This window comes from Agrococcus jejuensis, from assembly GCF_007679035.1.
Taxonomy (GTDB): domain Bacteria; phylum Actinomycetota; class Actinomycetes; order Actinomycetales; family Microbacteriaceae; genus Agrococcus; species Agrococcus jejuensis_A.
Genome location: NZ_VEFR01000004.1, coordinates 99865 through 122333 on the forward strand (window position 1 = coordinate 99865; position 22469 = coordinate 122333).

Consider the following 22469-nt stretch of genomic DNA (forward strand, 5'->3'; position numbering starts at 1 on the left):
CGGCGCATGACTGCTGCCCGATCCGGCATCGACATCGCCGAGCTCAGCCCGGAGATCCGCCCCCAGGACGACCTCTTCCAGCACGTGCACGCGAAGTGGCTCGCTCGCACCGACATCCCCGCCGACAAGGCCCGCTGGGGATCGTTCGCGATCCTCGCGGAGGAGGCGGAGCAGGCGGTGCGCACGATCATCGAGGAGTCGACGGACGCCGAGCCGGGCAGCGAGCAGCGCAAGGTCGGCGACCTGTTCGCGTCGTTCATGGACGAGGCGGCGATCGACGCGCGCGGCATCGATCCCATCCGCCCGCTGCTCGCCCAGGTCGACGGCATCGAGTCGACCGACGACCTGCTCCGCGTCATCGCGGGCATGGAGCGCATCGGCGGCCCCGGCCTCTTCGGCCAGTACGTCGACAACGACCCGGGCGACCCCGAGCGCTACGTCGTCAACGTCGTGCAGGCCGGCCTCGGGCTGCCCGACGAGTCGTACTACGGCGACGAGTCGTTCGCCGAGACGCGCGCGAGGTACCTCACCCACCTCGAGACGATGCTCGGCCACGCGGAGCGTCCGGATGCGGCCGCCGAGGCGTCCGCGATCCTCGCGCTCGAGACCGACGTCGCCGCGCACCACTGGGACCGCGTGACCTCGCGCGACAGCGTGAAGACGTACAACCTCGTGCCGTTCGTCGAGACCTACGCATGGCTCGCGCCGTGGTTCGCGGCCGTCGAGTCGCCCGCCGACGCCTACCGCGAGGTCGTCGTGCACCAGCCGTCGTACCTCGAGGGCGTCGCGACGCTGCTCTTGCCCGAGCGGCTCGACGCGTGGCGGTCGTGGCTGCGCGCGGGGATCGTGCGCGCCTGGGCCCCGTACCTCACGACGACGATCTCGAAGGACGCGTTCGCGTTCTACGGCACGGCCCTCACGGGCGCGACCGAGCAGCGTGCGCGCTGGAAGCGCGGCGTCGCGCTCGTCGAGGGCGCGCTGGGCGACATCGTCGGCAAGGTCTACGTCGAGCGGCACTTCCCGCCGCACGCGCGCGTCGCGATGGACGAGCTGATCGCCAACCTCGTCGCGGCCTACCGCGCATCCATCGAGACCCTCGAGTGGATGAGCCCCGCCACGCGCGAGGCGGCGCTCGAGAAGCTCGAGCGGTTCACGCCGAAGATCGGCTTCCCGGTGCGCTGGCGCACGTACGAGGCGCTCGAGATCGGCGACGACCTCGTCACCAACGTGCAGGCGGCGGCCGCGCACGAGCACGACCGCGAGCTCGGCAAGATCGGCCGTCCCCTCGACCGCGACGAGTGGTTCATGGGTCCGCAGACCGTGAACGCGTACTACAACCCGGGCTTCAACGAGATCGTGTTCCCCGCCGCGATCCTGCAGCCGCCGTTCTTCGACCACACGGCGGATCCCGCGGCGAACTACGGCGCGATCGGCGCGGTCATCGGCCACGAGATCGGCCACGGCTTCGACGACCAGGGCTCGCGCTACGACGGTGACGGCCGTCTGCGCGACTGGTGGAGCGAGGAGGACCGCGCGCGCTTCGAGGAGCGCACGAGCGTGCTCATCGCCCAGTACGACGCCCTCTCGCCCGAGGCGGCGCCCGACCACACCGTCAACGGCGCCCTGACCATCGGCGAGAACATCGGCGACCTCGGCGGCCTCGGCATCGCCTGGAAGGCGTACCTGCGGCATCTCGACGGCGTCGAGGCGCCCGTCATCGACGGGCTCACGGGTGCCCAGCGCTTCTTCCTCTCGTGGGCGCAGGCGTGGCAGCTGAAGATCCGCCCCGAGGAGGCCATCCGCCTCGTGTCGATCGACCCGCACTCGCCGAACGAGCACCGCACGAACCAGATCGTGCGCAACATGGATGCGTTCTACGACGCGTTCGCGGTGCGCGAGGGCGACGCCCTGTGGCTGTCGCCCGAGGCGCGCGTCACCATCTGGTAGCGGCGAGGCGTCGTCCGTCGCTCGCGTGCGCGTGACGGACGGCGCACCGCAGGTCAAGGGGGCGAGAGCGCCCAGGTCCCACGCGGTCCGCGGTCGCTAGTGTGGGTCGAGTCGGGGACGCTCCTCTGTCCTCGACGTTCGCAGACGCAGGGAGACGACATGCGCGGCAAGATCATCTTCGTGGCAGGCATCGGCGTCGGCTACGTGCTGGGCGCCAAGGCCGGCCGACAGCGGTACGAGCAGATCGCCTCGGCTGCCGAGAAGCTCTGGAACTCGAAGACGGTGGCCAAGCCGCGCGCCGAGGTGCAGCAGTTCGTCGAGACGCAGACGCCCAAGGTCGTCGACGCCGCGACCGACGCTGCGACGAAGGCCATCCGCAAGGCGACGCGTCGCCCGAAGGAGGCGTGATGGCCGAGCGCCGGTCGCTCCCCGAGCTGCTCGCGGAGGTGCCGACGCTCGTCGTGAACCTGTTCCGCGCCGAGCTCGAGAACCTGCAGGCAGAGGTCAAGGGCAAGGTCGCGAAGCTCGGCATCGGCGGCGCGCTCCTCGCCGTCGCGGGCGTCATGGCCGTCTTCATGCTCGGCTGGCTCCTCGCGGCCGTCAACGGCCTGTGGCAGCTGCTGTTCCCCGAGTGGGCGGCTGCGCTGCTCACCGCCGCGTGCCTGCTCGTCGTCATCGGCATCCTCGTGCTCGTCGGCATCCCGCTGCTCAAGCGCGGTGCCGCGTTCAAGCAGATGGAGTCGCTCGACTCGATCAAGGACGACGTGAACATGGTGCGGGGTCTCGGCCACGCTGCCGACGGCACCTCGCCCCTCGATGACCTGCCCACGCGCACCACCCGCACGGACGGAGACCTGCGATGACCGATCAGCGTGACGTCGACCAGCAGCGCGACGAGCTGCGCCGTGCCCTCGAGGAGATCGAGGACCGTGTGAACCCGGCCAAGGTCGCGGAGCGCACGCGGCAGCGCCTCGACGAGGACCCGACGCCGTTCCTCGTGGCTGCGGGCGGCGTGGTGCTCGCGGTCGCGGGCGTCGTGGCGCTGCTCATCCTCCGCCGCCGCTAGCCGCGTCGAGCTCTCCGCGCTCGATGCTCGACTCCCAGCTGGTCGAGGAGCGCAGGCGCGCAGCGCCTCCGCGTCACGAGACCCGAGTCACCGCGAGCACGCCGATTCGAGGTGCCGTTCGCGCGGTCACCGGGTCTCGTGACGCGGGCTCGCCCAGGGGCTCACGCGCTCCTCGACCAGCTGGTGGGACGGCGCCTCGCTGACGATCGTCAGGCGTCGTCGCGGCCGGGCAGGTGCACGGCGAGGGCGAAGTCGGCGGGCGCATCCGCCGCATCCGACTCGAGCCCGAGCGTGCGATAGAAGTCGACCGCGACCTCGCTCGACTGCCACTGCAGCATGCCGATGCGCGCCTCGCGCTCCGCCCACACGCGCACGGCCTCGAAGAGCGCCGTGCCGGCTCCGCGGCCGCGAGCCGCAGGCGAGACCCACAGGTCGTGCATGCGGGCGATCGAGCGCTCCTGACGCAGCGCGGGGCCGTAGTCCTGCGCGGCCGCGTAGCCGACGACCGCGCCGTCGGCGACGGCGACGAGCACGTGGTGCGTGGGGTTGTCGAGGTTCGATGCGAGCCGCTCGCGGTAGCGCACGACCTTCTCGTCGGGCCCGTCGTCGGCGCCCCAGCGCTGCAGCAGCGCGACGAGCGCATCGACGTCGTCGCGCGTCGCCGCTCGTACCTCGACCCCTGCCATGAGCCCAGGATAGGGCGCGCCGCTGGACGGTCGGGGAAGTCGCGCGGCGGGCTCGGCGTTGACCCCGTCAGACGCGATGCCGCCCATCCGATGCGGCGTCGCGGCCGAGGAGAGGGAGACCGTGTCCGCACTCACCATGCCGCTCGCCGATCGCTGGCGGTTCCTGCGCGACGCGACCGTGGCGGTCGTGTCCGCGAACCATGACGGCGAGAGCGTCGCCGTGCCGATCTGGATCCAGGTGGAGGATGCGAGCGTGCTCATGGTCACGCCGCGCGCCTCCGAGAAGGCGCGCGTGATGCTCGGCGCAGGCCGCGCGTGGGTCACGGCGCTCACGAACGACGCGCCCTACCGCTTCGTGGCCGGCGAGGGCCCGGTCGAGCTCGACGAGTCCGTCGACCTGCCCGCGCTCGTGCGGTCGATGTCGCGCCGCAGCCTCGGCGAGGCCAAGGGCGCCGAGTTCGCCGAGGGCTGGCTCGAGGGCGACCCGAGCATCGTCGTGCTGCGCGTGACGCCCGACCGGTGGCGCTCGATGGACGAGACGCGCGGCGAGTAGCCGCCGCATCCGCGGCCGAGCGGGGTGCCGAGGGCGCATGCCGCCCGGCCGCCCGCTCGGGCGTGGATTCGGCGCGCACCTCCAAGGTGCGCACCATCGGGCACCGCCGCGGCTGTGCCGGACCGGCATCGAATGGCGTCGCCCAGGTGGCGCCCGCGAGGATGGGCGCCATGCACATGCTCCTGCGGTTCCTGCTCGCCATGCTCGTTCGCGGCAACCGCGCACCGCGCCTCGCGATCGACGATGTCAGCCGCATCGACCACCGCGTGCACCTCGTCGACATCGACCTGCTCGGCCACATGAACAACGGGCGCTACCTGTCGTTCATGGACCTCGGCCGCATCGACCTCACGAAGCGCGCCGGCATCGCCTCGCGCCTGTCGAAGGCCGGCATCCATGCGGTCGTCGGTCAGCAGTCGATCGCATATCGGCGCTCGATCGGCTTCCTGCAGCGCTTCACGCTCGAGTCGCGGCTCGTGGGCGCGGACGAGCGCAGCTGCTACATCGAGCAGCGCTTCGTGGCGAAGGGGCAGGTCATGGCGCGCGCCGTCGTGCGCGGCCGCTTCGTGCAGCGCGGCGTCGGCGCCGTGCGCATGGACGTCGTGAGCGCCGCGTGCGGCTACGACTTCGAGGCGAACCACCCCGTGCCCGACGAGATCCGCACCTGGGCCGACTGGTCGGCGCTGCCCGGCGCGAAGGCCGACCACCCGAGCGTCTGGGCCTGAGGCCCGGCGCCCGCGAGGCGGATCAGCGCAGCGACGGCCCGCCGTCGACGTCGTGGCCGTGGACGTACTTGCGGCCGGGCACCCACGGCAGGGCGTCGAGCGCATCCGCCCACGCCACGATCGCCGCGAGGTCGTCGTCGGTCAGCAGCGCGTCCTTGAGGTACGGACCCGGGATGCCGCTCCAGACCGCGAGATCGGCCGCGAGGAACCAGTTGCCGTAGAGCTCGCCGGCGGCGTGCGCGCGTCGTGCGCCCGCGCGCATGCGCTCGACGATCGACGCGGGGCTCCAGGGAGCACCCTTGAGCAGGTAGGCGGCGGACTCGTCGGCGAACGTGCGCACGGCGGATCTCGCGAGGCTCACGAGCGTCGGCGGCTCGCGGCGCTCCGCCTCGGTGCGATCGACCAGCACCAGGAGGCTCGGCACGACGGCGCGACGCACGTCCTGGTCCTCCCACCCGGCGCGGCCGACGCGCACGAGCACGTCGACCGCCGATCGAGCGAGCGCGAGCTTGCCGAGGCCCGCGAAGGCCTCGACGATCTCGGGCTCGGCGTCGTCGAGGTAGCGGAACGTCGTGCGCTCGGCGAAGTCCTGGTCGCGTGCGACGAGCACGAGCAGGCGCTGCGCCTGCAGGCGCACCGAGAGCGACTCCTCGCGGTCGTGCAGCAGGTCGACGAGCGACTCGCGGCCCGACAGGTCGCCGGCGCGCACGGCGGCGGCGACGGCGGCGACGCGCTCGTCGAGCGGCGCGGTGAGTGCCATGTGCGGGCGTGCGGCGATCGCCGGCTCGTCGGACTCGGGTCCGAACCACGTTCCTGCGGGCGGCATCGCGGCGCGGATCGTGGTCGCGCCATCGGTCGCAGCCGCTCGCTCGGGGGCGGGCGGGGCAGCGACCGCGGGGGCGGGCGGACCCGCGTCGGCCGCCGGCATGCGCGGCGTGCCTCGGTTCCATCCGGGCTGCTGGAGCAGTCGCGAGTCCTCGGTCCGGGCACGGCACGCAGCAGCGAAGGCGGCGGCGGCGGCGCCGTCGGCGAGGAACCTCTCGAGCTCCTCCGGCGAGATCCCGTAGCGCTCCGAGTAGTCCGCGACGCTGTTCGAGACGGGGATCGAGAGGTACGGACGGCCTGTCGCCTCATCGACGCCGAGCACGTAGAGGTGCTCGCGCGAGACGTACGTCGTGTGGGTGCTCACTGCGATCAGCCTCCCAATCGGAACGGTTTCACGGTGAAGTCGACGTCCTCGACGAGACTACCGCCGTCGATCGTGGCCTCCGAGATGCCGCCAGGCAGCGTGCCACCGGGGAGCCACCACTCGTTGGCGCCGTCCTCGTTGCCGCTGGGCATGCGCGCGTTCGCGCCGCGCGCGTCGGGGATGTCGATGCGCAGGATGTCGCCGTCGAAGAAGCCGTCGGCGAGGCCGAGCTCCTGCGCCATGAGATCGGGGTCGCCGCCCGTGCGATCCATGAGGTCCTCGACCTCGGCGGTGGACATGACGAACGTCGTGCCGTCGTCGCGAGTGAGACCGAAGCGCCTCCAATCGTCGGCGCGCACGAACCGCGTCCCCCCGCCGTCGAAGCGGGAGGCGTGATCGGCGAGGTCGTCCTCGGAGAAGTACGTCGACGTCGGTGGGCGCGTGTACTGGTCCATCGCGTGCACGTCGCGCAGCGAGTCGGGCAGGTGGTCGAACCGGTCGCGCTCGCGGATCGCCTCGGCGTCGTCGCCCATCTTGCGGGCGCGATCGCGGGCGCGCTTGCGGTGCAGGCGCGCGATGCGCTCGAAGGTCTCGCGCAGCTGGTCCTTGACGGTGTCGGCGGCGCCGTCGAGCTTGCTCCTGGCCATCAGGTGGTCACCGATCCCATCAGGCGGTCGTGAACTGGAGGGACGTGATCTGCGTCACGAAGTCCTGCCCGAGGCTGTCGACGTCGTCGCCCGTCGCCTCCATGCCGGTGGACGCGCGGTCGAGCGCCTGCAGGTCGAGGATGAGCGCCTCGGCCTCGCCCACGGCGCCCTGCACGACGGGCAGGTCCATCGTCGCCTCGACGAGCGGCTCGGCGATCGACAGCAGCGGATCCAGGACCATCTCGAGCACCTGCCCGACGGCGGCGTCGATCATGATGTCCGTCACGATGTCGAGCGCCTTCTTGCGTGCGACGAGGATGACGGCCTGCACGGCAGCGCCGGCGCCGAACGTGACGAAGGCCGAGGCGATCGCGACGGCGATCTGCGCCGCGGTGATGACGAGCTCGGCGATGACCTTGAGCTTGAGGGCGACGACGGCGTCGGCGAAGAGGTCGACGCCCGTCGCGGCCGGCCCGATGAGGTCGGAGAGCTGGCGCATGCTGCCCGAGCGCTCCTCGTCCCACGCGTCGGCGTGCGCCTTCGCGAAGGAGCCCGTGACCGACGCGTAGGCCTCCTGCACGTTGGCGTCGGCGGCGTCGATCGCGCTGTTGAGGTCCTCCTCGAACTGGCGCATGATCTGGGCGGCCTGGTTGATGGCGTCCTCGTCGAGCTGCGGCCACTCGAAGCCGAGCAGGTCGAGCACCCAGACGAGCTCGCCGGGGAGGGTCATGGCCATGCTGGGGGCTCCTCGGTGCTGGTGCGGAAGGCGATGCGGCCGTCAGCACGCCAGCGGCTTGGGCTCGATCCCGAACCTATCCGCGGCCGGCTGGATGCGCGATGGGGAGAACTGCCCAGGTGCCTCAGACGCGCAGCAGCTCGAGCGCCGCGTGGGCGGCGTTGTGACCGCCGACGCCCGAGACGGCCCCGCCGCGGCGAGCGCCGGAGCCGGCCATGAGGATGCGGTCGTGCGCCGTCTCGACGCCCCACGCCTCGGCGATCGAGCCGGGCGCCTCCTCGAGCCACGGCCACGACAGCGCGCCGTGGAAGATGTCGCCGCCCGGCATCGCCAGCGCATCCTCGACGTCTCGCGTGGTCTTCGTCTCGATGCACGGGCGGCCGTCGGCGTCGGGCAGCAGCAGCGGCGCGATGGGCTCGTCGAGCACGGCATCGAGCGAGCGCAGCACCGCATCCTGCAGCCGGTCGCGCAGGGCGTCGTGCGCGGGCGTGCCCGGGCGGGCGTCGCCGAGGATGCGATCGGGCGTCTGCAGGCCGAAGACCGTGAGCGTGTGGGCGCCGGATGCGGCGAGCTCGGGGGAGAGGATCGACGGGTCCGAGAGCGTGTGGCAGTAGATCTCGCACGGCAGCGGGTCGGGGATGCCGCCGGCGGCCGCGACGCGCTGGGCCGCGTCGAGCTGCGACCACGACTCCTGCACGTGGAACGTGCCGCCGAACGCCGCCTCGGGCGCGATGCCGCCGCGCAGTCGCGGCAGGCGCGACAGCACCATGTTCACCTTCACCTGCGCGCCCTCGGGCTGCGGCGCCTCCTCGCCGAGCAGGCGCGCGAGCACGGCGGGGGCGACGCCGGAGAGCACGAGGTCGAAGCCCTCGCGGTGCTCGGCGTCGCGCTCGATCCACGCGACGTCGCCGTCGGGCGAGAGCGCCGTGGCGGTCGCGCCGGTGCGGATGCGCGCGCCGGCGGCGCGGGCGGCGTCGGCGAGGCCACCCGAGACGCGTCCCATGCCGCCGATCGGCACGTCCCAGTCCCCCGTGCCGCCGCCGATGACGTGGTAGAGCATGCAGCGGTTGCCCGCGTAGCCGGTGCGGAGGTCGTCGAACGTGCCGATGAGCGCGTCGGTCGCGACGACGCCGCGCACGACGTCGTGGGCCACCGCCGCCTCGATCGCCTGCGCGATGGGCGCATCCACGAGCTCCGTCCACGCCGACGCCGCACCAGCGCGGGCCTGCACGTCGGCGCGCAGCGGCAGCCGCTCGGTCATGGTCGGGAAGACCGCCTGCGCCACGAGGGCGGTGCGGCGGTAGAGGTCGGCGAAGCGGTCGGCATCGCCGGCGGCGCCGATCGCGGCGAACGACGCCCGCGTCGCGTCGGCGTCCTGCTCGTCGACGAGCAGCCCGGCGTCGCTGCCCGGCACGGGCGTGTACGACGAGTAGCGGCGGCGGGCGCGCGGCACGGCGAGCCCCAGGTCGTCGACGATGCGCTGCGGCAGCAGGCTCACGAGGTACGAGTAGCGCGACAGCCGCGCGTCGACGCCCGCGAACGCCTGCGCCGACACCGCGGCGCCGCCCACGTGCTCGAGCCGCTCGAGCACCGTGACGTCGACGCCGGCGCGGCCGAGGTAGGCGGCTGCGGCGAGCGCGTTGTGGCCGCCGCCGACGATGGCGACGCGGGGAGTGCGGGCGGCGGGGCTCATGCCGCGACGCTAGCGGGTGGGCGAGCGCCGGTGCCCGTCGACGCCGCGCGACGACGGGGGCGCGGGTGCGAGGAGCGCCGGAGGACGCTGCGGCGTGCGGATCCGACGCGCGGAACGGGGACGGCACGCCGCCGTCCAGCCCGCGGCGGGCGGGCTCGCGCTGCGTACGATGGGCGCATGACGGATGCCCCGCGCGGCGACTCGGCCGACTTCGACGACATCCTCCGGGCGGGCGCGGCCGAGGCCGACGCGGACGCCCAGGATGCGACGTCGCACGCGCACGTCGACAGCGAGCACGAGCACGAGGCCGAGCCCACCGGCTCCGCCGACGACCAGGGCCTCGACGACCTCGACGCCCTCTTCGGCGACGACCTCGAGGTGCTCGACGAGCAGCACGCGCCGCGCACGGGCGAGACGGGGGTCGTCGACGTCGACGCGCCCGTGGCGCCCACGTCCGCCCCGACCGTCGTCGCGCCCATCCCGCCGTCGCCGCCGTTCGCCGGCACCCGCTCCGTGCCGCACGCCGCGCCCGCCGAGGAGCCCTTCTGGGTCGCCGACGGGTTCGCCCCCGCTGACCCGCCGACGCAGGTGCTGCCGACGGTGCCGCCCGCCGCCGAGCCGGCGACGGATGCCCAGCCGAGCGATCCGTGGACGGCGGCGGCCGACGCCGCCCGCGCGTCGGCACCCCCGGTCGAGCACGACTGGCAGGTCGTCGCCGACGACGCGCCGGCCGAGCCCGTCGTCGTGGAGCCGACGGTGCTCGAGCCCGTCGAGGACGACGCACCCGAGCCCGAGCGCGAGGGCTGGATGCTCTCGCAGGAGCAGCCGACCATCCCGTCCGTCGACCCGGCCGACGACCTCGAGCCGAAGGCCGAGCCGCGCGGGTGGATGCTGTCGGCCTCCGACCATGCCCACGGCTCCGCGCCCGGCTGGGACGCCATCGCACGCACGCAGCAGGTGCCGCCGCTCGAGGTCGACCCGATCATCCAGGTCGACACGGGCAACGCGTTCCAGGCGGTCGAGCCGACCGCCGCCGCGGCGTCGTCGGCGCCGGGGCCGGGCGCCGCCCCGCCGGCATCCGGGTCCGAGTCCGCGATCGTCGACGACGCGTCCGCCGAGCGCGCCGCGCAGTGGTCGGCCGTCGAGGAGGTCGCCACCGCCCAGCCCGCGACCGGCCATGCGCCCGGCGTCGTCCCGCCGCACGCCGGCACCGCGCCGCTGCCGCCGCTGCCTCCCGACGTCGTCGAGCTCGGCACCGTCGCAGCGGGCGCCGCAGCCGGCACCCCCGGCCCCGCAGCGCCGCACCCCCTTGTGCCCGGCCCCACCGGCACGATCGCGGCCGCTCCCATCCCCGAGCCCGGACCCGCCCCGACCCCGCCCGCGCCGCTCTCCCCGGAGGCGGCGGCGCGCGCGGCGATCCTGCGTCCCACCGAGCCCGACACCGACGACGAGCTCGCGCAGGCCGCCATCACGCGCGTGCGCGGCTGGCTCGCCCGGGAGGGCGACCATCCCAAGCGGCGCGACCGCTCGGCCGAGCGCCTCGCGGGCCTGCTCGCCGACGAGCGCGGCCTCGACTTCGCGATCGGCTTCGTGGACCGCGTCGTGCGCCCGGAGGACCCCGCCGTGAGCGCCCGTGCGTTCGACCGGCTCAGCCGCGAGCTGCCCGACTTCCTCGACTGGTACCTCAAGCTCGGCGTCACGATGGGTGGCGGCTTCGGCGTGCTCGCGCCGGGCGCCATCATCCCCATCGCCAAGCGCGCCATGCGCTCGCTCGTGTCGCACCTCGTGCTCGACGCGACGCCCGAGCGCCTCGCGAAGTCGTTCGCCCGCCTGCGCGCCGACGGCACGCGCCTCAACGTCAACCTGCTCGGCGAGGCCGTGCTCGGCGAGCAGGAGGCCGAGCAGCGACTGCGCGGCACCATCGAGCTGCTGCAGCGCGACGACGTCGACTACGTCTCGATCAAGGTGTCGAGCATGGCGCCGCAGCTGCAGCCGTGGGCGTTCGACGAGACGGTCGCGTCGGTCGTCGAGCGGCTGCTGCCGCTGTACCGCATCGCCGCGACGAAGCAGGGCCCCGATGGGCCGGCGCCGGCGTTCATCAACCTCGACATGGAGGAGTACCGCGACCTCGACCTCACGATCGCGGTCTTCCAGCGACTCCTCGAGCAGCCCGAGCTGCACCACCTGCACGCGGGCGTCGTGCTGCAGGCGTACCTGCCGGATGCGCTCGGTGCGCTCGACCGGCTCACGACGTGGGCGCAGGGACGCGTGGATGCGGGCGGCGCCCCCATCAAGGTGCGCGTCGTGAAGGGTGCCAACCTCGCGATGGAGCGCGTCGACGCCGCCGTGCACGGCTGGCCGCTCACGGTGCTGCCGTCGAAGGCCGACACCGACGCGAACTACAAGCGCGTGCTCGTCGCCGCCCTCACGCCCGAGCGCACGCGCGCCGTGCGCATCGGCGTCGCCGGCCACAACCTCTTCGACCTCGCCTTCGCGGTCGAGGTCGCGTACCGCACCGGCACCATCCAGTCGATCGACGTCGAGATGCTGCTCGGCATGGCCGCCGAGCACATCGACGCCATCCGCGCCGACGTGCCCGCCGTGCTGCTCTACACCCCCGTCGTGCGGCCCAAGGAGTTCGACGCCGCGGTCGCCTACCTCGTGCGCAGGCTCGAGGAGAACGGCTCGGGCGACAACTTCATGTCGAGCATGTACTCGCTCGGCACCGACCTCGACGCCTTCGTGCGCGAGCGCGACCGCTTCCTCGCCTCCATCGGCCTGCTGCAGGAGCAGGGGATGGATGCGCCGGCCCCGAACCGCGTGCAGGACCGCGGCGGCGACCTCGCGGTCGCCGTCGGACCCGCGCAGGAGGAGGGCTTCGAGAACGAGCCCGACACCGACCCGTCGCTCCCGGCGAACCGCGCATGGGGCCGCCAGGTGCTCGAGCGCGCCGCGCAGTCGACGCTCGGCATCCGCACGCTCGAGCTCAACCGCATCGACGACGTGCCGACGCTCGAGCGGCGCATCGGCAAGGCCGTCGAGGCGGCGTCGGGATGGGCGGCGCAGGGCGCCCAGGCGCGCGCGCGCATCCTGCGCGACGCCGCCATCACGCTCGGCGCCTACCGCGGTCGCCTGCTCGAGGTCATGGCCGCCGAGACGGGCAAGACCCTCGCCGAGGGCGATCCCGAGGTCTCGGAGGCCATCGACTTCGCCCGCTTCTACGCCGACCAGGCCATCCGTCTCGAGCAGACGCACGACGCCAAGCCCGTGCCGGTCGCGCTCACGGTCGTGACGCCCCCGTGGAACTTCCCCGTCGCCATCCCCGCCGGCGGCATCACCGCGGCGCTCGCGACCGGCTCCGCCGTCATCGTGAAGCCCGCACCGCAGGCCCGCCGCTCGGCCGCGGTGCTGCTCGAGGCGCTGTGGGAGGCGGGTGTGCCGCGCGACGTGCTCGTGCTGTGCGACATGGAGGAGGGCGAGGTGTCGAGGCATCTCGTCGCGCACCCCGCCGTCGGTCGCCTCATCCTCACGGGCTCGTCGGAGACCGCGGCGCTCTTCTCGTCGTGGCGCGACGACCTGCCGCTGCTCGCCGAGACGAGCGGCAAGAACGGCATCGTCGTGACGCCGTCGGCCGACCTCGACCTCGCCGTCGCCGACCTCGTGCGCAGCGCGTTCGGCCACGCGGGGCAGAAGTGCTCGGCGGCGTCGCTCGGCATCCTCGTGGGCTCCGTCGGCACGTCGGAGCGGTTCCGCCGCCAGCTCGTGGATGCGGTGCAGACGCTGCGCGTCGGCTCGCCGCTCGACCCGCGCACGCACGTCGGCCCCATCATCGAGCCCGCGCAGGGCAGGCTGCTGCAGGCCCTCACGACGCTCGGCGAGGGGGAGTCGTGGCTCGTCGAGCCGCGTCAGCTCGACGCCGAGGGCCGCGTGTGGAGCCCCGGGGTGCGCATGGGCGTGCAGCCGGGCTCGTTCACCCACACGACCGAGTTCTTCGGCCCGCACCTGTCGCTCGTCGCGGTGCGCACGCTCGACGAGGCCATCGCGGTGCAGAACGGCACCGACTACGGCCTGATCGCCGGCATCCACTCCCTCGACGTCGACGAGGTGCACGAGTGGATGCAGCGCGTGCAGGCGGGCAACCTCTACGTCAACCGCGGCATCACGGGTGCGATCGTGCGCAGGCAGCCGTTCGGCGGCTGGCGGCTGTCGCAGGTGGGCCCGGGTGCGAAGGCCGGCGGTCCGTCGTACCTCGCGACGCTCGTCGACTGGCAGCCGGTGTTCCAGCCGCCGCGCGCCAACGTGAAGCTCGCGGGCCTGCACCAGCGGGTGTCGAACCTCATCGAGTCGGCGACGCCGCAGCTCGACTTCCTCGAGTTCGACCGCATCCGCGCCGGAGCCAACAGCGACCAGCGCGCGTGGGAGGCCGAGCTGGGGCTGTCGCTCGACGTCTCGTCGCTGGGCGTCGAGCGCAACGTGCTGCGCCACCGGCCCACGCAGACGCTCGTGCGCCTCGCCGACGACGGCACGATGGGGCAGCTCGTGCGCGTGCTCGCCGCGGCTGCTCGCGCTCGCGCGACCGTGCGCATCTCGACGTCGCAGCCGCTGCCGCCGGGCCTCGAGCGACTCGTGACCGCCCACGGACCCGTGCTGCGCGTCGAGGAGATCGTCGTCGAGACCGATGCCGCCTTCCATGAGCGCCTGCGCTCGGGCGCCGCCGTGCTGCCCGTCGGCCCACCGGCGCTCGACGACCGCGGCGCCGCCGTGCACGACGGCCTCGTGCGCTCGGGCGAGCCGACGCGTCGCATCCGCCTGTGCGGCACGGATGCGGGGCTGCGGCCGCTGCTCGCGGGCAACCCGACGATCGCGGTCTACGACGCGCCGATCACCGTCGAGGGCCGTCTCGAGCTCATGCCGTTCCTGCGCGAGCAGGCGGTGTCGATCACGGCGCACCGCTTCGGCAACCCCGACGAGGCGTTCGCGACGCTCGAGGTGTGACGCCTCGGGATCGCGCATCGCAGGCGATTCCGGCCTTCGAGGGAGCATTCCCCTCAGCACCCGGAATCGCCTGCGATGCACAACGGATGAATGCCGGACTGACGGGAGGAGGAGCCATGGACGTCGACGTGCGCGTGCTCGCCGAGCACGAGGTCGCGGTGCTCGCTGCGCTCGAGCCCGCCGGCCGGGACTTCTCGGTCGGGATGTGGGCGGCGCAGCAGCGCGGCGAGTCGGTGCTGCTCGTGGCGTGGGTCGCCGACGTGCCCGTCGGCCAGGGGCAGCTGACGCTCGGCCGCGAGCCCGAGCTGCGCAACCTCCAGGTCGCGACGGTGGCGCGCGGCCACGGCGTCGGCACCACGATCGTGCGAGCGGCCGAGCGCCACGCTCGTGCGGCGGGTGCCATGGCGCTGTCGGTCGGCGTCGCCGACGACAACCCGCGTGCGCGCGCCCTCTACGAGCGCCTCGGCTACGCAGGCACCGGGATCCGCGCCACGACGACCTACGCGTACGTCGACGACGCGGGCGTGCGCCGCACGGCGACCGAGACCGACGAGATGCTGCGCCGCGTGCTCGCCGACGACGCCTCCGAGCCGTGACCGAACCGTGACGTCGCGACGGTGACCGCCGGCCCGTGCCGGACATGCCTGGTCGAGGGCGGGGTGCCCGACGGAAGGCAGGCTGCGGTGGCCACGGGATCGACGCGACGGGGATCGTCCAGGGCGCGTTCGGGGGAGCGCGCGACGATGGAGGCGACGAATGGAGCCCGCATGCGCCGCATCCTCGCCGCGCCCGGGGCCATCGCGGCGATCCTTGCGCTCGCCGCGTGCGGGCCGGGATCCCTCGACCCCGACCCGCCCGCCGCGTCCGGCGCTCCTCAGCCGTCGGCGTCGCCGAGCGCATCGCCGAGCGTCTCGCCCGAGCCGACTCCGGAGGGCGAGCGCTTCGACGATGTCGACCTCGCGGCGGCACTCGTCGAGCGTCCGATCGAACCGGCCTCGCCAGAGTCCTGGGGACCCTGGGCCACCGAGCGTCGCGATGCGATCGTGCCCGGCCTCGACCCCGCAGCGTTCGCGTCCGCGCCCGAGTGCGCGGCAGCGGTGCAGGCGGTGCTCGACGTCGCCCCCGAGGAGGTCGTGCGCGGCGGCCATCCCTACGAGGGCGTCCTCGTCTCCACGATCATCGTCGGTCGGATGGCCTCGAGCTCCGACGCCACCGCCTACGTCGACGCGCTCGTCGCCGCGACGACGGCGTGCGGCGACGCGCAGGGCACGGCGGTCGGCGGCGACGGCGTCATCGCGATGCGCGGACCCTTCGAGACCTCGGCTGCGGTCGCGGATGCGGGCATGCAGCAGGCGCTGATCGGCTTCGTGGGGTCGAACCACTACGGCACGTACACGCTCGTCGCCCACGACGAGCTCGTGGTGGTCACGCCCTACTCGGCCGACGTCGGCACCGACGTCACGGCCGAGGCCGTCGCGATCGTCCAGACGCAGATCGCAGCGCTCGACGCCGCGGTCGGCGACTAGCGGGTCTCGGCGCTCTCGGCTGCAGCGGCAGCAGCCCGGCGTCGCACGACGACGAGCTCGACCGCCAGCACGGCGCCGACGAGCACGACCCCGGCCACGAACCACAGCGCGACCATCGCGACGTCGCCCGACGGTGCCAGCAGGTCGCGATCGTCGGACTGCCACGGCCACAGCGCCCGCAGCGAGCCGGCCATGAGCCCCGTCATGATCGCGAGGGTCACGCGCCGATGCGACGCGAGCAGCCAGCGCAGCACGTGCACGAACACCGCGAGTCCCAGCACGCCCCCGGCCATGAAGAGCGCGATCGTCGGCAGGTCGCCACCGTTGAGCGCTGCGAGCGCCGGCTGGTACATCCCCGTCGTGACGAGCACGAACGAGCCGGAGACGCCGGGCAGCACGAGCGCGCACACCGCGAGGGCCGCCGAGCCGAGGATCGCGAGCGGCGACGGGTCGTCGACCGTCGCCGACGGCAGCCCCGTGAGCAGGAACCCGGTGGCTGCGGCGCCGACGGCGAGCGCGACGTCGCGCACGCGCCAGCGTGCGCCGAGCATCCGCGCCGGCACGACGAGCGACGCGACGATGAGGCCCGCGAAGAGCGCGCGCGACGTCGCGGGATGCTCCTCGAGCAGCGGCTCGACGACGCGCGCGGCCGTGACGAGCGCGAGCACCATGCCGATGCCCACGGGCAGCACGACGCGCCACGACACCTGCGCCAGATGCGTCCTCGCGGCGGCGAGGCCACGGCCGCGCACGGGGTCGACGACGGCGCGCACGATGCCGCGCACGAGCGCCGATGCCGACTCGAGCAGTCGCTCGTACACGCCGATGAGCAGCGCGACGGTGCCGCCGCTCACGCCCGGGATCACCTCCACGACGCCGATCAGGGCGCCGCGCAGCAGGTCGACGAGGGTGCGGACGGCAGGCACGATGGCCCTCCTGGGAGGTAGGGAGCGGTCGAGGGTGCTGGTCGCCGCGCAGCCTCGGGCGCGCGAGCGACCCCTCCACCCTGCCAGGCGGTGGCGGAAGCGCGCGTCGGCGGCTGGTGCCGCGCGCGGATCCGACCTCAGCGGCGCCTCAGGCGGGATGCGTCCTCGACCGCCCGCTGGGACCGCATCCGTGCGCGTCAGCGCTGCGGGTCGTCGCCGCGCAGCGGCGGCGTGGGCAGGCCCGCGCCCGCATCCACCGCATCCGCGTCGTCGATCGCGACGGGCTTCGCCGACACCGGGATGAGCAGCGCGAGGCCCGCGAGCAGCACGATGACGATGCCGATGATGCCGAAGCGCGTGTCCGAGAAGATCGTCACGAAGATGCCGAAGAGCGTCGGTGCGAGGAACGACACCGCGCGGCCCGTCGTCGCGTAGAGGCCGAACATCTCGCCCTCGCGCCCGGGCGGCGTGATGCGGGCCATGAACGAGCGTGCCGACGCCTGCACGGGCCCGACGAAGATCGTGAGGATGAGCCCCACGACCCAGAACGCGGGCTTGCCCTGGATGAAGATCGCGGCGATGCCCGCCGTCGACAGCACGACGAGCGACGTCGTGATGACGGCCTTCGGGCCGAAGCGGTCGTCGGCCCAGCCGCCGACGAACGTGCCGGCGCCCGCCGTGACGTTGGCGGCGATCGCGAACAGCAGCACCTCGGTCGACGAGAACCCGAAGACGGTGGAGGCGATGATCGCGCCGAACGTGAAGATGGCCGACAGGCCGTCGCGGAAGATCGCGCTCGACACCAGGAAGAGCAGGGTCTTCGGGTCGCGGCGGCCGATGCGCACGATCGTGCGGAAGAGGCGGCGGTACGACTCGACGACGCTCACGCGCTCCCCGCGCTCGCGCGCGGGCAGCTCGGGCACGGCGACGAGCACCGGGATGGCGAAGATCGCGAACCACACGGCCGACACGACGATCGCGAGGCGCACGTCGAGCGCCGCGCCCTCGGTGCCGGTGGGGATGGCGAGCAGGCCGTTCGTCGACGGGTCGCCGAACGGGAAGAGGAAGAGCACGAGCAGGATCGCCAGCAGCACGATGCCGCCGACATAGCCCATGCCCCAGCCGAAGCCCGAGACCCGCCCCATGGTCTCCTTCGTGGAGACCTGGTGCAGCATCGCGTTGTAGTTCACGGAGGCGAACTCGAAGAAGAGGTTGCCGACGCCCAGCAGCGCAGCGCCGAACCAGATGTACTCGGGCACGGGCGTGACGAAGAACATGCCGAGCATCGCGAGGATCGTGAGCCCGGTGTTGATGCCGAGCCACAGCCTCCGCTTGCCGCTGCCGTCGGAGCGCTGGCCGAGGATGGGCGCGAGCAGCGCCACGAGGCCACCGGCGATGGCGACGGCCCACGCGACGACGGCCGCGTTGTCGGCGAGCGCACCCGTGAGGGCGCGGCCGCCGACCTCGACGACCTCGGGCTCGACGAAGAGGTCGGAGGCGATGTACCGGCTGAAGACGAACGTCGTGACGACGGCGTTGAACGAGGCGGAGCCCCAGTCCCACAGCGCCCACGCGCGAGCGCGGCGGCGGAGGGTGCGGTCGTCGACGGTCGCGGTGCTCACGATGCCGAGCATAGGTCGGGCGGATGCGCGGGAGCCGACCCGACGCGTCGGCGTTCACCTGCCGTTCGCCGTCTCGGCTCGACCGCCCCGACGACCGGCCCTTGCGGTGCGAGCGAAGCGAGCCTCGAGAGGATCCCTCGCATCGGTGGGCTCGCTTCGAGGCTCGCTCCGCTCGCACCTCACCGAGCGGTGGGGAGACCGTCCCGGCACACCGCATCCGCGCGTCGCGCACCCCGCGCGCACCGACGCGCTGCGGATGGTGGCATGATCCACCCGTGGACATCACGCAGACGCTCCTCCCCGGTGTGGGAGTGCGCTACGACATGACGACGCGCAAGGGCGTGCCCGTCAGCGTCGTCGTGCATCGCGAGGGCCCTGCCGACCTCTGCGTCTCCAGCAAGCACGACCCCGACGACGTGCGCCTCGCCCTCCACCTCGACGAGGAGGAGATCGACGCGCTCACCGACGTGCTCGGCGCGCACCGCATCACGCAGTCGATGGTCGACGTCACCCGCCCCATCCCGGGGCTCGACACCGCCCGTCTGCTCGTGGAGGCCGGCTCGCCGTTCGCGGGTCGCACCCTCGGAGACACCAAGGCCCGCACCCTCACCGGCTGCTCGATCGTCGCCATCGTGCGCGACGACGACGTCATCGCAGCCCCCACGCCCGCCGAGCAGCTGCTCGCGGGCGACTCCCTCGTCGCCATCGGTTCCAAGGAAGGGCTCGACCAGCTGCGCACCCGTCTGAGCGGGTAGCGCCATGCACGACATCTCCGCGCTGCTCCTCGAGCTCGGGGCCGTCGTGCTCGGCGTGTCCGTGCTGGGCCTCATCGCCCACCGCGTCGGCATCTCGCCCATCCCGCTCATGCTGCTCGCCGGCCTCATGCTCGGCTCGGGCTCGTTCATCGACCTCAGCGCTGCGGAGCCGTTCATCGGTCCCGCTGCCGAGATCGGCGTGCTGCTGCTGCTGCTCATGCTCGGCCTCGAGTTCACGGCGGGCGAGCTCGGCCAGTCGCTCAAGCGGCACTCGACGTCGGGCGCGATCGACTTCGCGCTCAACGCCTCCGCCGGGTTCCTCGTGGGCATCGTGCTGGGGATGCCGTGGCAGGCCGCGCTCGCGCTCGCGGGCATCACGTGGGTGTCGTCGTCGGGCATCATCGCGCGCCTGCTCGACGACCTCGGCCGCGTCGCCAACCGCGAGACGCCCGCCGTGCTGTCGATCCTCGTCATCGAGGACATCGCGATGGCGATCTTCCTGCCCATCCTCATCGCGGTGCTCACGGGCGCCGCGTGGTGGCAGGCGCTCGGCGCGGTGGCGCTGGCCGTCGCGGCCGTGACGATCATCCTCGTCGCATCGCAGCGAGCGTCGGGCGGCATCCGCTGGCTGCTGAGCCATCCGAGCGACGAGCAGGTGCTGCTGCGCCTCTTCGGCATCACGCTCGTCGTCGCGGGCCTCACGCAGCTGCTCGGCGCATCCGCCGCCGTCGGTGCCTTCCTCGTCGGCATCGCCGTCCCGCCGTCGATCGCCGAGCGGGCGCGCGCGATCCTCGGCCCCCTGCGCGACCTCTTCGCGGCGATCTTCTTCCTGTCGTTCGGCCTGCCGATCGTGCCCTCCGACCTGCTGCCGGTGCTGCCCGCGGCGCTGCTGCTCGCGGTCGTCACCGCCGCCACGAAGATGGCGACCGGATGGCTCGCGGCGAAGCGCGACGGCGTGCAGGCGAAGGGCCGACTGCGTGCCGGTGCGACGCTCATCGCTCGCGGCGAGTTCTCGATCATCATCGCCGCGCTCGCGGTCGGGGCGGGCTTCACCGAGCTGGGCCCGCTCGCGGCCTGCTACGTGCTCATCCTCGCGATCGTCGGCCCGCTCGCGGCCCGCTTCATCGTGCGCGCCCCGCGCCGCGACGAGGCCCTCGCGTAGCGCGCGGCCTCGCCGCGATTGGTCACTTGTGTCGTCCGATTGGGCAGTAGTGGTTCGCGACACGCCGTGGAGCGTGCCACTACTGCCCAATCGAGTCGCGGGCGGACCAGGCGCGGGCCACGGAGGTGCGGATGGTCCGGGCGACGAGGCCGCGGGCATCCGCATGATGAGAGGGATGAGCGACCTCCAGCGCGACGTGCGCAGCATCCCCGCCGCCTTCGACGTCGTGACCGACCCGTGGCAGCCGCACCGGCTCGCGACGGTCAACGACTCCGACGTGAAGGTCGTGCGGCTGCTGGGCGAGTTCGTGTGGCACGCGCATCCCGACACCGACGAGCTGTTCCTCGTGCGCTTGGGCACCGTCGTGATCCAGCTGCGCGACGGCGACGTCACGCTCGGCCCCGGCGACCTCTACGTCATCCCCGCCGGCGTCGAGCACTGCCCGCTCGCGCGCGAGGAGGTCGAGGCGGTGCTCATCGAGCGCGTCGGCACCGTGAACACGGGCGACGCCGGCGGCGACCGCACGTTCGAGGCGCGCGAGCTCTGACGTCGATTGGGCAGTAGTGGCGAGCTCCACGGCGTGTCGCGAACCACTGCTGCCCAATCGACGTGCAAAAGTGACCAATCGGGCGCCGCCAGCGGACGGTGTCGGATGAAGGGACGCTGCCGGCTGCGCACTGCCGGCCGACGGTGCCGCGTCAGCCCGCGACGGCGATGAGCAGCGAGGCGAAGACCGCGATGATCGCCGTCGAGTAGGCGAACGCGACGACCGAGTGCACCATCGCGAGCGATCGCGCCGAGCCGCGCACGATCTGCACGTCGGACGACGAGAACGTCGTCGACTGCTGCACCGACAGGTAGAGGAAGTCGCGGAACGTGCGCGGCTCGTCGCCGGGGAACACGAGCGAGTCGCTCTTCGCCCAGGTCCGCATGTACTCCACGGCGAAGATCGCGACCATGAGCACCCAGGTGCCCGCGACGCCCAGCACGCAGACGATCACGAGCAAGGGGTTCGAGCGGGCCTCGCCGGTCGTGAGCAGCACGACGGAGTAGACGCCGGCGAGGGTGACCAGGACTGCCCACGACTTCGGGCCGGCCAGGAACATCCACCGCACGAAGCGGCTGCGCTCGTCGGATCGTGCGAGATGCGCGCGCAGCCGCTCGCCCGAGAGCGAGCGGAACGCCAGCCACGTGAGCGCGAGGAAGATCGGCCCGTAGAGCCCGAACAGCATCGCGAAGGTGACGGCCGAGATCTCGCCGGCCTCGGTGATCTGCAGGTCGAGCAGCCCCGCCACGAGGACGAGCACCACCATGATGGCCGCCGCGATGAGCGTCGCGACCGTCGACCGCACGACCTCCCGGTGCATGATGCTCGTGCCGCGCGACATGCAGCCACGGTAGCGGCGTGCAGCGCGTGCGCCGCCGAGCACATCCCCAGCCTGGCGCGCCGCCTGCCGAGCGGGTCAGCGCGCCGACGAGATGAGCAGCGAGGCGAAGACGGCGACGATGACGGTGGAGTAGGCGAAGGCGACGATCGAGTGCACGGTCGCGAGGCGCCTGGCCGGCGTCGCGACGAGGTCGACGTCGGATGCCGAGAACGTCGTCGACAGCTGCACCGACACGTAGACGAAGTCGGCGAAGCGCACGTCGTCGTCGCCGCCGGGGAACCGCAGCGACTCGTCGGTGGCCCACTGGCGCATGTACTCGGCGGCGAAGACGGCGACGAGCAGCACCCACGTGCCGACGACGCACGCGACGCATGCCGCGACGAGCCAGATGCTGTCCCTGGCGCCTCCCGTGGCGAGCAGCAGCACCGACGCGACGCCGACGAGCACGATGAGCGAGGCCCACGACTTGGGGCCGCCGAGGAACAGCAGCCGCACGAGCCTGCGCTGCTCCTTCGAGCGCTGCAGGTGCTGGCGCAGCGCCGAGCCATGGAGTCGCCCGAAGGCGACGTGCGTGAGCCACAGGAAGATCGGGCCGTAGACGGCGAAGACCAGCGTCATGCTCACGAGCAGCACGTCGGCGTACGCCATCCGGCCCTGCGTCGCGACGGCGATCGTGGCGATGAGGCCCGAGATGAGGATGCTCGATGCGACGATCGCGATCGTGTGCCGGATCGCCTCGCCGTGGAGCCTGCGTCGCACCCTGCTCATGGGGTCACGCTAGCCCCGCGGCCCGAGCATCCCTCGCTGCGGCGCGGTGGGCGGAGGCGAGCGGATGCATAGGGAACGCTGAGCC

Annotated in this window: 21 protein-coding genes; 12 read left to right on the forward strand and 9 right to left on the reverse strand. The window is 73.1% G+C overall.

The features are described 5' to 3' along the window. Positions 1-6 precede the first annotated feature (6 nt). The 4 genes from FS793_RS12805 to FS793_RS12820 all read left to right on the forward strand — a co-directional run bounded on the left by FS793_RS12805 (position 7) and on the right by FS793_RS12820 (position 3013). Positions 7-1947, forward strand: coding sequence for a M13 family metallopeptidase (locus FS793_RS12805; protein WP_144720902.1), 1941 nt, complete (start codon positions 7-9; stop codon positions 1945-1947). A 159-nt stretch (positions 1948-2106) separates the two neighbouring features. Then, complete coding sequence (locus FS793_RS12810; protein WP_144720903.1) at positions 2107-2355, forward strand: hypothetical protein; 249 nt, start codon at positions 2107-2109, stop codon at positions 2353-2355. Beyond that, positions 2355-2810 carry a phage holin family protein gene (locus FS793_RS12815; protein ID WP_144720905.1) on the forward strand — a complete coding sequence of 152 codons (456 nt, stop codon included), beginning with the start codon at positions 2355-2357 and terminating at the stop codon, positions 2808-2810. The genes FS793_RS12810 and FS793_RS12815 overlap by 1 nt, the downstream gene beginning before the upstream one ends. Next, complete coding sequence (locus FS793_RS12820; protein ID WP_144720918.1) at positions 2807-3013, forward strand: DUF3618 domain-containing protein; 207 nt, start codon at positions 2807-2809, stop codon at positions 3011-3013. Before FS793_RS12815 ends, FS793_RS12820 begins: the two co-directional genes overlap by 4 nt. A gap of 209 nt (positions 3014-3222) precedes the next feature. Here the strand turns inward: FS793_RS12820 and FS793_RS16290 are convergent, their stop codons facing one another. Continuing rightward, on the reverse strand, positions 3223-3699 hold the full coding sequence (locus FS793_RS16290) for a GNAT family N-acetyltransferase (protein WP_186329510.1): 477 nt from the start codon (positions 3697-3699) through the stop codon (positions 3223-3225). A 121-nt stretch (positions 3700-3820) separates the two neighbouring features. Here FS793_RS16290 and FS793_RS12830 point away from each other — a divergent pair, with 121 nt between their 5' ends. Both FS793_RS12830 and FS793_RS12835 read left to right on the forward strand, forming a co-directional pair. After that, complete coding sequence (locus tag FS793_RS12830) at positions 3821-4252, forward strand: hypothetical protein (RefSeq protein ID WP_186329511.1); 432 nt, start codon at positions 3821-3823, stop codon at positions 4250-4252. A 170-nt stretch (positions 4253-4422) separates the two neighbouring features. Further along, positions 4423-4977, forward strand: coding sequence for an acyl-CoA thioesterase (locus tag FS793_RS12835; protein ID WP_186329512.1), 555 nt, complete (start codon positions 4423-4425; stop codon positions 4975-4977). Between the two features lie 22 nt (positions 4978-4999). Here FS793_RS12835 and FS793_RS12840 read toward each other — a convergent pair whose 3' ends face one another. The 4 genes from FS793_RS12840 to FS793_RS12855 all read right to left on the reverse strand — a co-directional run bounded on the left by FS793_RS12840 (position 5000) and on the right by FS793_RS12855 (position 9242). Continuing rightward, on the reverse strand, positions 5000-6166 hold the full coding sequence (locus FS793_RS12840) for a hypothetical protein (RefSeq protein WP_144720926.1): 1167 nt from the start codon (positions 6164-6166) through the stop codon (positions 5000-5002). A 5-nt stretch (positions 6167-6171) separates the two neighbouring features. Next, a complete protein-coding gene (locus tag FS793_RS12845) occupies positions 6172-6813 on the reverse strand; it encodes a hypothetical protein (protein WP_144720928.1) in 642 nt (213 codons plus the stop codon). 19 nt (positions 6814-6832) lie between these two features. After that, positions 6833-7549 carry a hypothetical protein gene (locus FS793_RS12850; protein ID WP_144720930.1) on the reverse strand — a complete coding sequence of 239 codons (717 nt, stop codon included), beginning with the start codon at positions 7547-7549 and terminating at the stop codon, positions 6833-6835. Positions 7550-7673: 124 nt separating this feature from the next. Continuing rightward, positions 7674-9242: a phytoene desaturase family protein gene (locus FS793_RS12855; protein ID WP_144720932.1), complete on the reverse strand. Its 1569-nt coding sequence runs from the start codon at positions 9240-9242 to the stop codon at positions 7674-7676. A gap of 177 nt (positions 9243-9419) precedes the next feature. Between FS793_RS12855 and FS793_RS12860 the strand changes: the two genes are divergently transcribed. From FS793_RS12860 to FS793_RS12870, 3 genes are all read left to right on the forward strand, one after another. Continuing rightward, positions 9420-14237 carry a proline dehydrogenase family protein gene (locus tag FS793_RS12860; protein ID WP_260980162.1) on the forward strand — a complete coding sequence of 1606 codons (4818 nt, stop codon included), beginning with the start codon at positions 9420-9422 and terminating at the stop codon, positions 14235-14237. Positions 14238-14353: 116 nt separating this feature from the next. After that, the gene (locus tag FS793_RS12865) at positions 14354-14833 is read left to right on the forward strand and encodes a GNAT family N-acetyltransferase (protein ID WP_144720934.1); all 480 of its coding nucleotides are present in this window, start codon (positions 14354-14356) and stop codon (positions 14831-14833) included. Between the two features lie 171 nt (positions 14834-15004). After that, positions 15005-15763, forward strand: a complete 759-nt coding sequence (locus FS793_RS12870) for a hypothetical protein (RefSeq protein WP_144720936.1) — start codon at positions 15005-15007, stop codon at positions 15761-15763. Here the strand turns inward: FS793_RS12870 and FS793_RS12875 are convergent. Next, entirely contained in the window at positions 15760-16689 is a 930-nt protein-coding gene (locus tag FS793_RS12875) for a DUF368 domain-containing protein (RefSeq protein ID WP_222123757.1), read from the reverse strand. The genes FS793_RS12870 and FS793_RS12875 overlap by 4 nt on opposite strands. 197 nt (positions 16690-16886) lie before the next feature. Beyond that, positions 16887-18311, reverse strand: coding sequence for an MFS transporter (locus FS793_RS12880; protein WP_260980163.1), 1425 nt, complete (start codon positions 18309-18311; stop codon positions 16887-16889). A gap of 275 nt (positions 18312-18586) precedes the next feature. Here FS793_RS12880 and FS793_RS12885 point away from each other — a divergent pair, with 275 nt between their 5' ends. From FS793_RS12885 to FS793_RS12895, 3 genes are all read left to right on the forward strand, one after another. Next, positions 18587-19066, forward strand: coding sequence for a cation:proton antiporter regulatory subunit (locus tag FS793_RS12885; RefSeq protein WP_144720940.1), 480 nt, complete (start codon positions 18587-18589; stop codon positions 19064-19066). Positions 19067-19070: 4 nt separating this feature from the next. Then, positions 19071-20228, forward strand: a complete 1158-nt coding sequence (locus FS793_RS12890) for a cation:proton antiporter (protein WP_144720942.1) — start codon at positions 19071-19073, stop codon at positions 20226-20228. A gap of 175 nt (positions 20229-20403) precedes the next feature. Further along, entirely contained in the window at positions 20404-20775 is a 372-nt protein-coding gene (locus FS793_RS12895) for a cupin domain-containing protein (protein WP_144720944.1), read from the forward strand. Between the two features lie 151 nt (positions 20776-20926). Here the strand turns inward: FS793_RS12895 and FS793_RS12900 are convergent, their stop codons facing one another. Both FS793_RS12900 and FS793_RS12905 read right to left on the reverse strand, forming a co-directional pair. Continuing rightward, positions 20927-21616 carry a DUF1345 domain-containing protein gene (locus tag FS793_RS12900; protein WP_144720946.1) on the reverse strand — a complete coding sequence of 230 codons (690 nt, stop codon included), beginning with the start codon at positions 21614-21616 and terminating at the stop codon, positions 20927-20929. Positions 21617-21691: 75 nt separating this feature from the next. Beyond that, on the reverse strand, positions 21692-22384 hold the full coding sequence (locus FS793_RS12905; protein WP_144720948.1) for a DUF1345 domain-containing protein: 693 nt from the start codon (positions 22382-22384) through the stop codon (positions 21692-21694). Between the last annotated feature and the right edge of the window lie 85 nt (positions 22385-22469).

Coding starts and splice junctions, on each gene's coding strand:
- FS793_RS12805 (WP_144720902.1), top strand. CDS start 7: ATGACTGCTGCCCGATCCGGCATCGACATCGCCGAGCTCAGCCCGGAG.
- FS793_RS12810 (WP_144720903.1), top strand. CDS start 2,107: ATGCGCGGCAAGATCATCTTCGTGGCAGGCATCGGCGTCGGCTACGTG.
- FS793_RS12815 (WP_144720905.1), top strand. CDS start 2,355: ATGGCCGAGCGCCGGTCGCTCCCCGAGCTGCTCGCGGAGGTGCCGACG.
- FS793_RS12820 (WP_144720918.1), top strand. CDS start 2,807: ATGACCGATCAGCGTGACGTCGACCAGCAGCGCGACGAGCTGCGCCGT.
- FS793_RS16290 (WP_186329510.1), bottom strand. CDS start 3,699: ATGGCAGGGGTCGAGGTACGAGCGGCGACGCGCGACGACGTCGATGCG.
- FS793_RS12835 (WP_186329512.1), top strand. CDS start 4,423: ATGCACATGCTCCTGCGGTTCCTGCTCGCCATGCTCGTTCGCGGCAAC.
- FS793_RS12845 (WP_144720928.1), bottom strand. CDS start 6,813: ATGGCCAGGAGCAAGCTCGACGGCGCCGCCGACACCGTCAAGGACCAG.
- FS793_RS12850 (WP_144720930.1), bottom strand. CDS start 7,549: ATGGCCATGACCCTCCCCGGCGAGCTCGTCTGGGTGCTCGACCTGCTC.
- FS793_RS12855 (WP_144720932.1), bottom strand. CDS start 9,242: ATGAGCCCCGCCGCCCGCACTCCCCGCGTCGCCATCGTCGGCGGCGGC.
- FS793_RS12860 (WP_260980162.1), top strand. CDS start 9,420: ATGACGGATGCCCCGCGCGGCGACTCGGCCGACTTCGACGACATCCTC.
- FS793_RS12865 (WP_144720934.1), top strand. CDS start 14,354: ATGGACGTCGACGTGCGCGTGCTCGCCGAGCACGAGGTCGCGGTGCTC.
- FS793_RS12870 (WP_144720936.1), top strand. CDS start 15,005: ATGCGCCGCATCCTCGCCGCGCCCGGGGCCATCGCGGCGATCCTTGCG.
- FS793_RS12890 (WP_144720942.1), top strand. CDS start 19,071: ATGCACGACATCTCCGCGCTGCTCCTCGAGCTCGGGGCCGTCGTGCTC.
- FS793_RS12895 (WP_144720944.1), top strand. CDS start 20,404: ATGAGCGACCTCCAGCGCGACGTGCGCAGCATCCCCGCCGCCTTCGAC.
- FS793_RS12900 (WP_144720946.1), bottom strand. CDS start 21,616: ATGTCGCGCGGCACGAGCATCATGCACCGGGAGGTCGTGCGGTCGACG.
- FS793_RS12905 (WP_144720948.1), bottom strand. CDS start 22,384: ATGAGCAGGGTGCGACGCAGGCTCCACGGCGAGGCGATCCGGCACACG.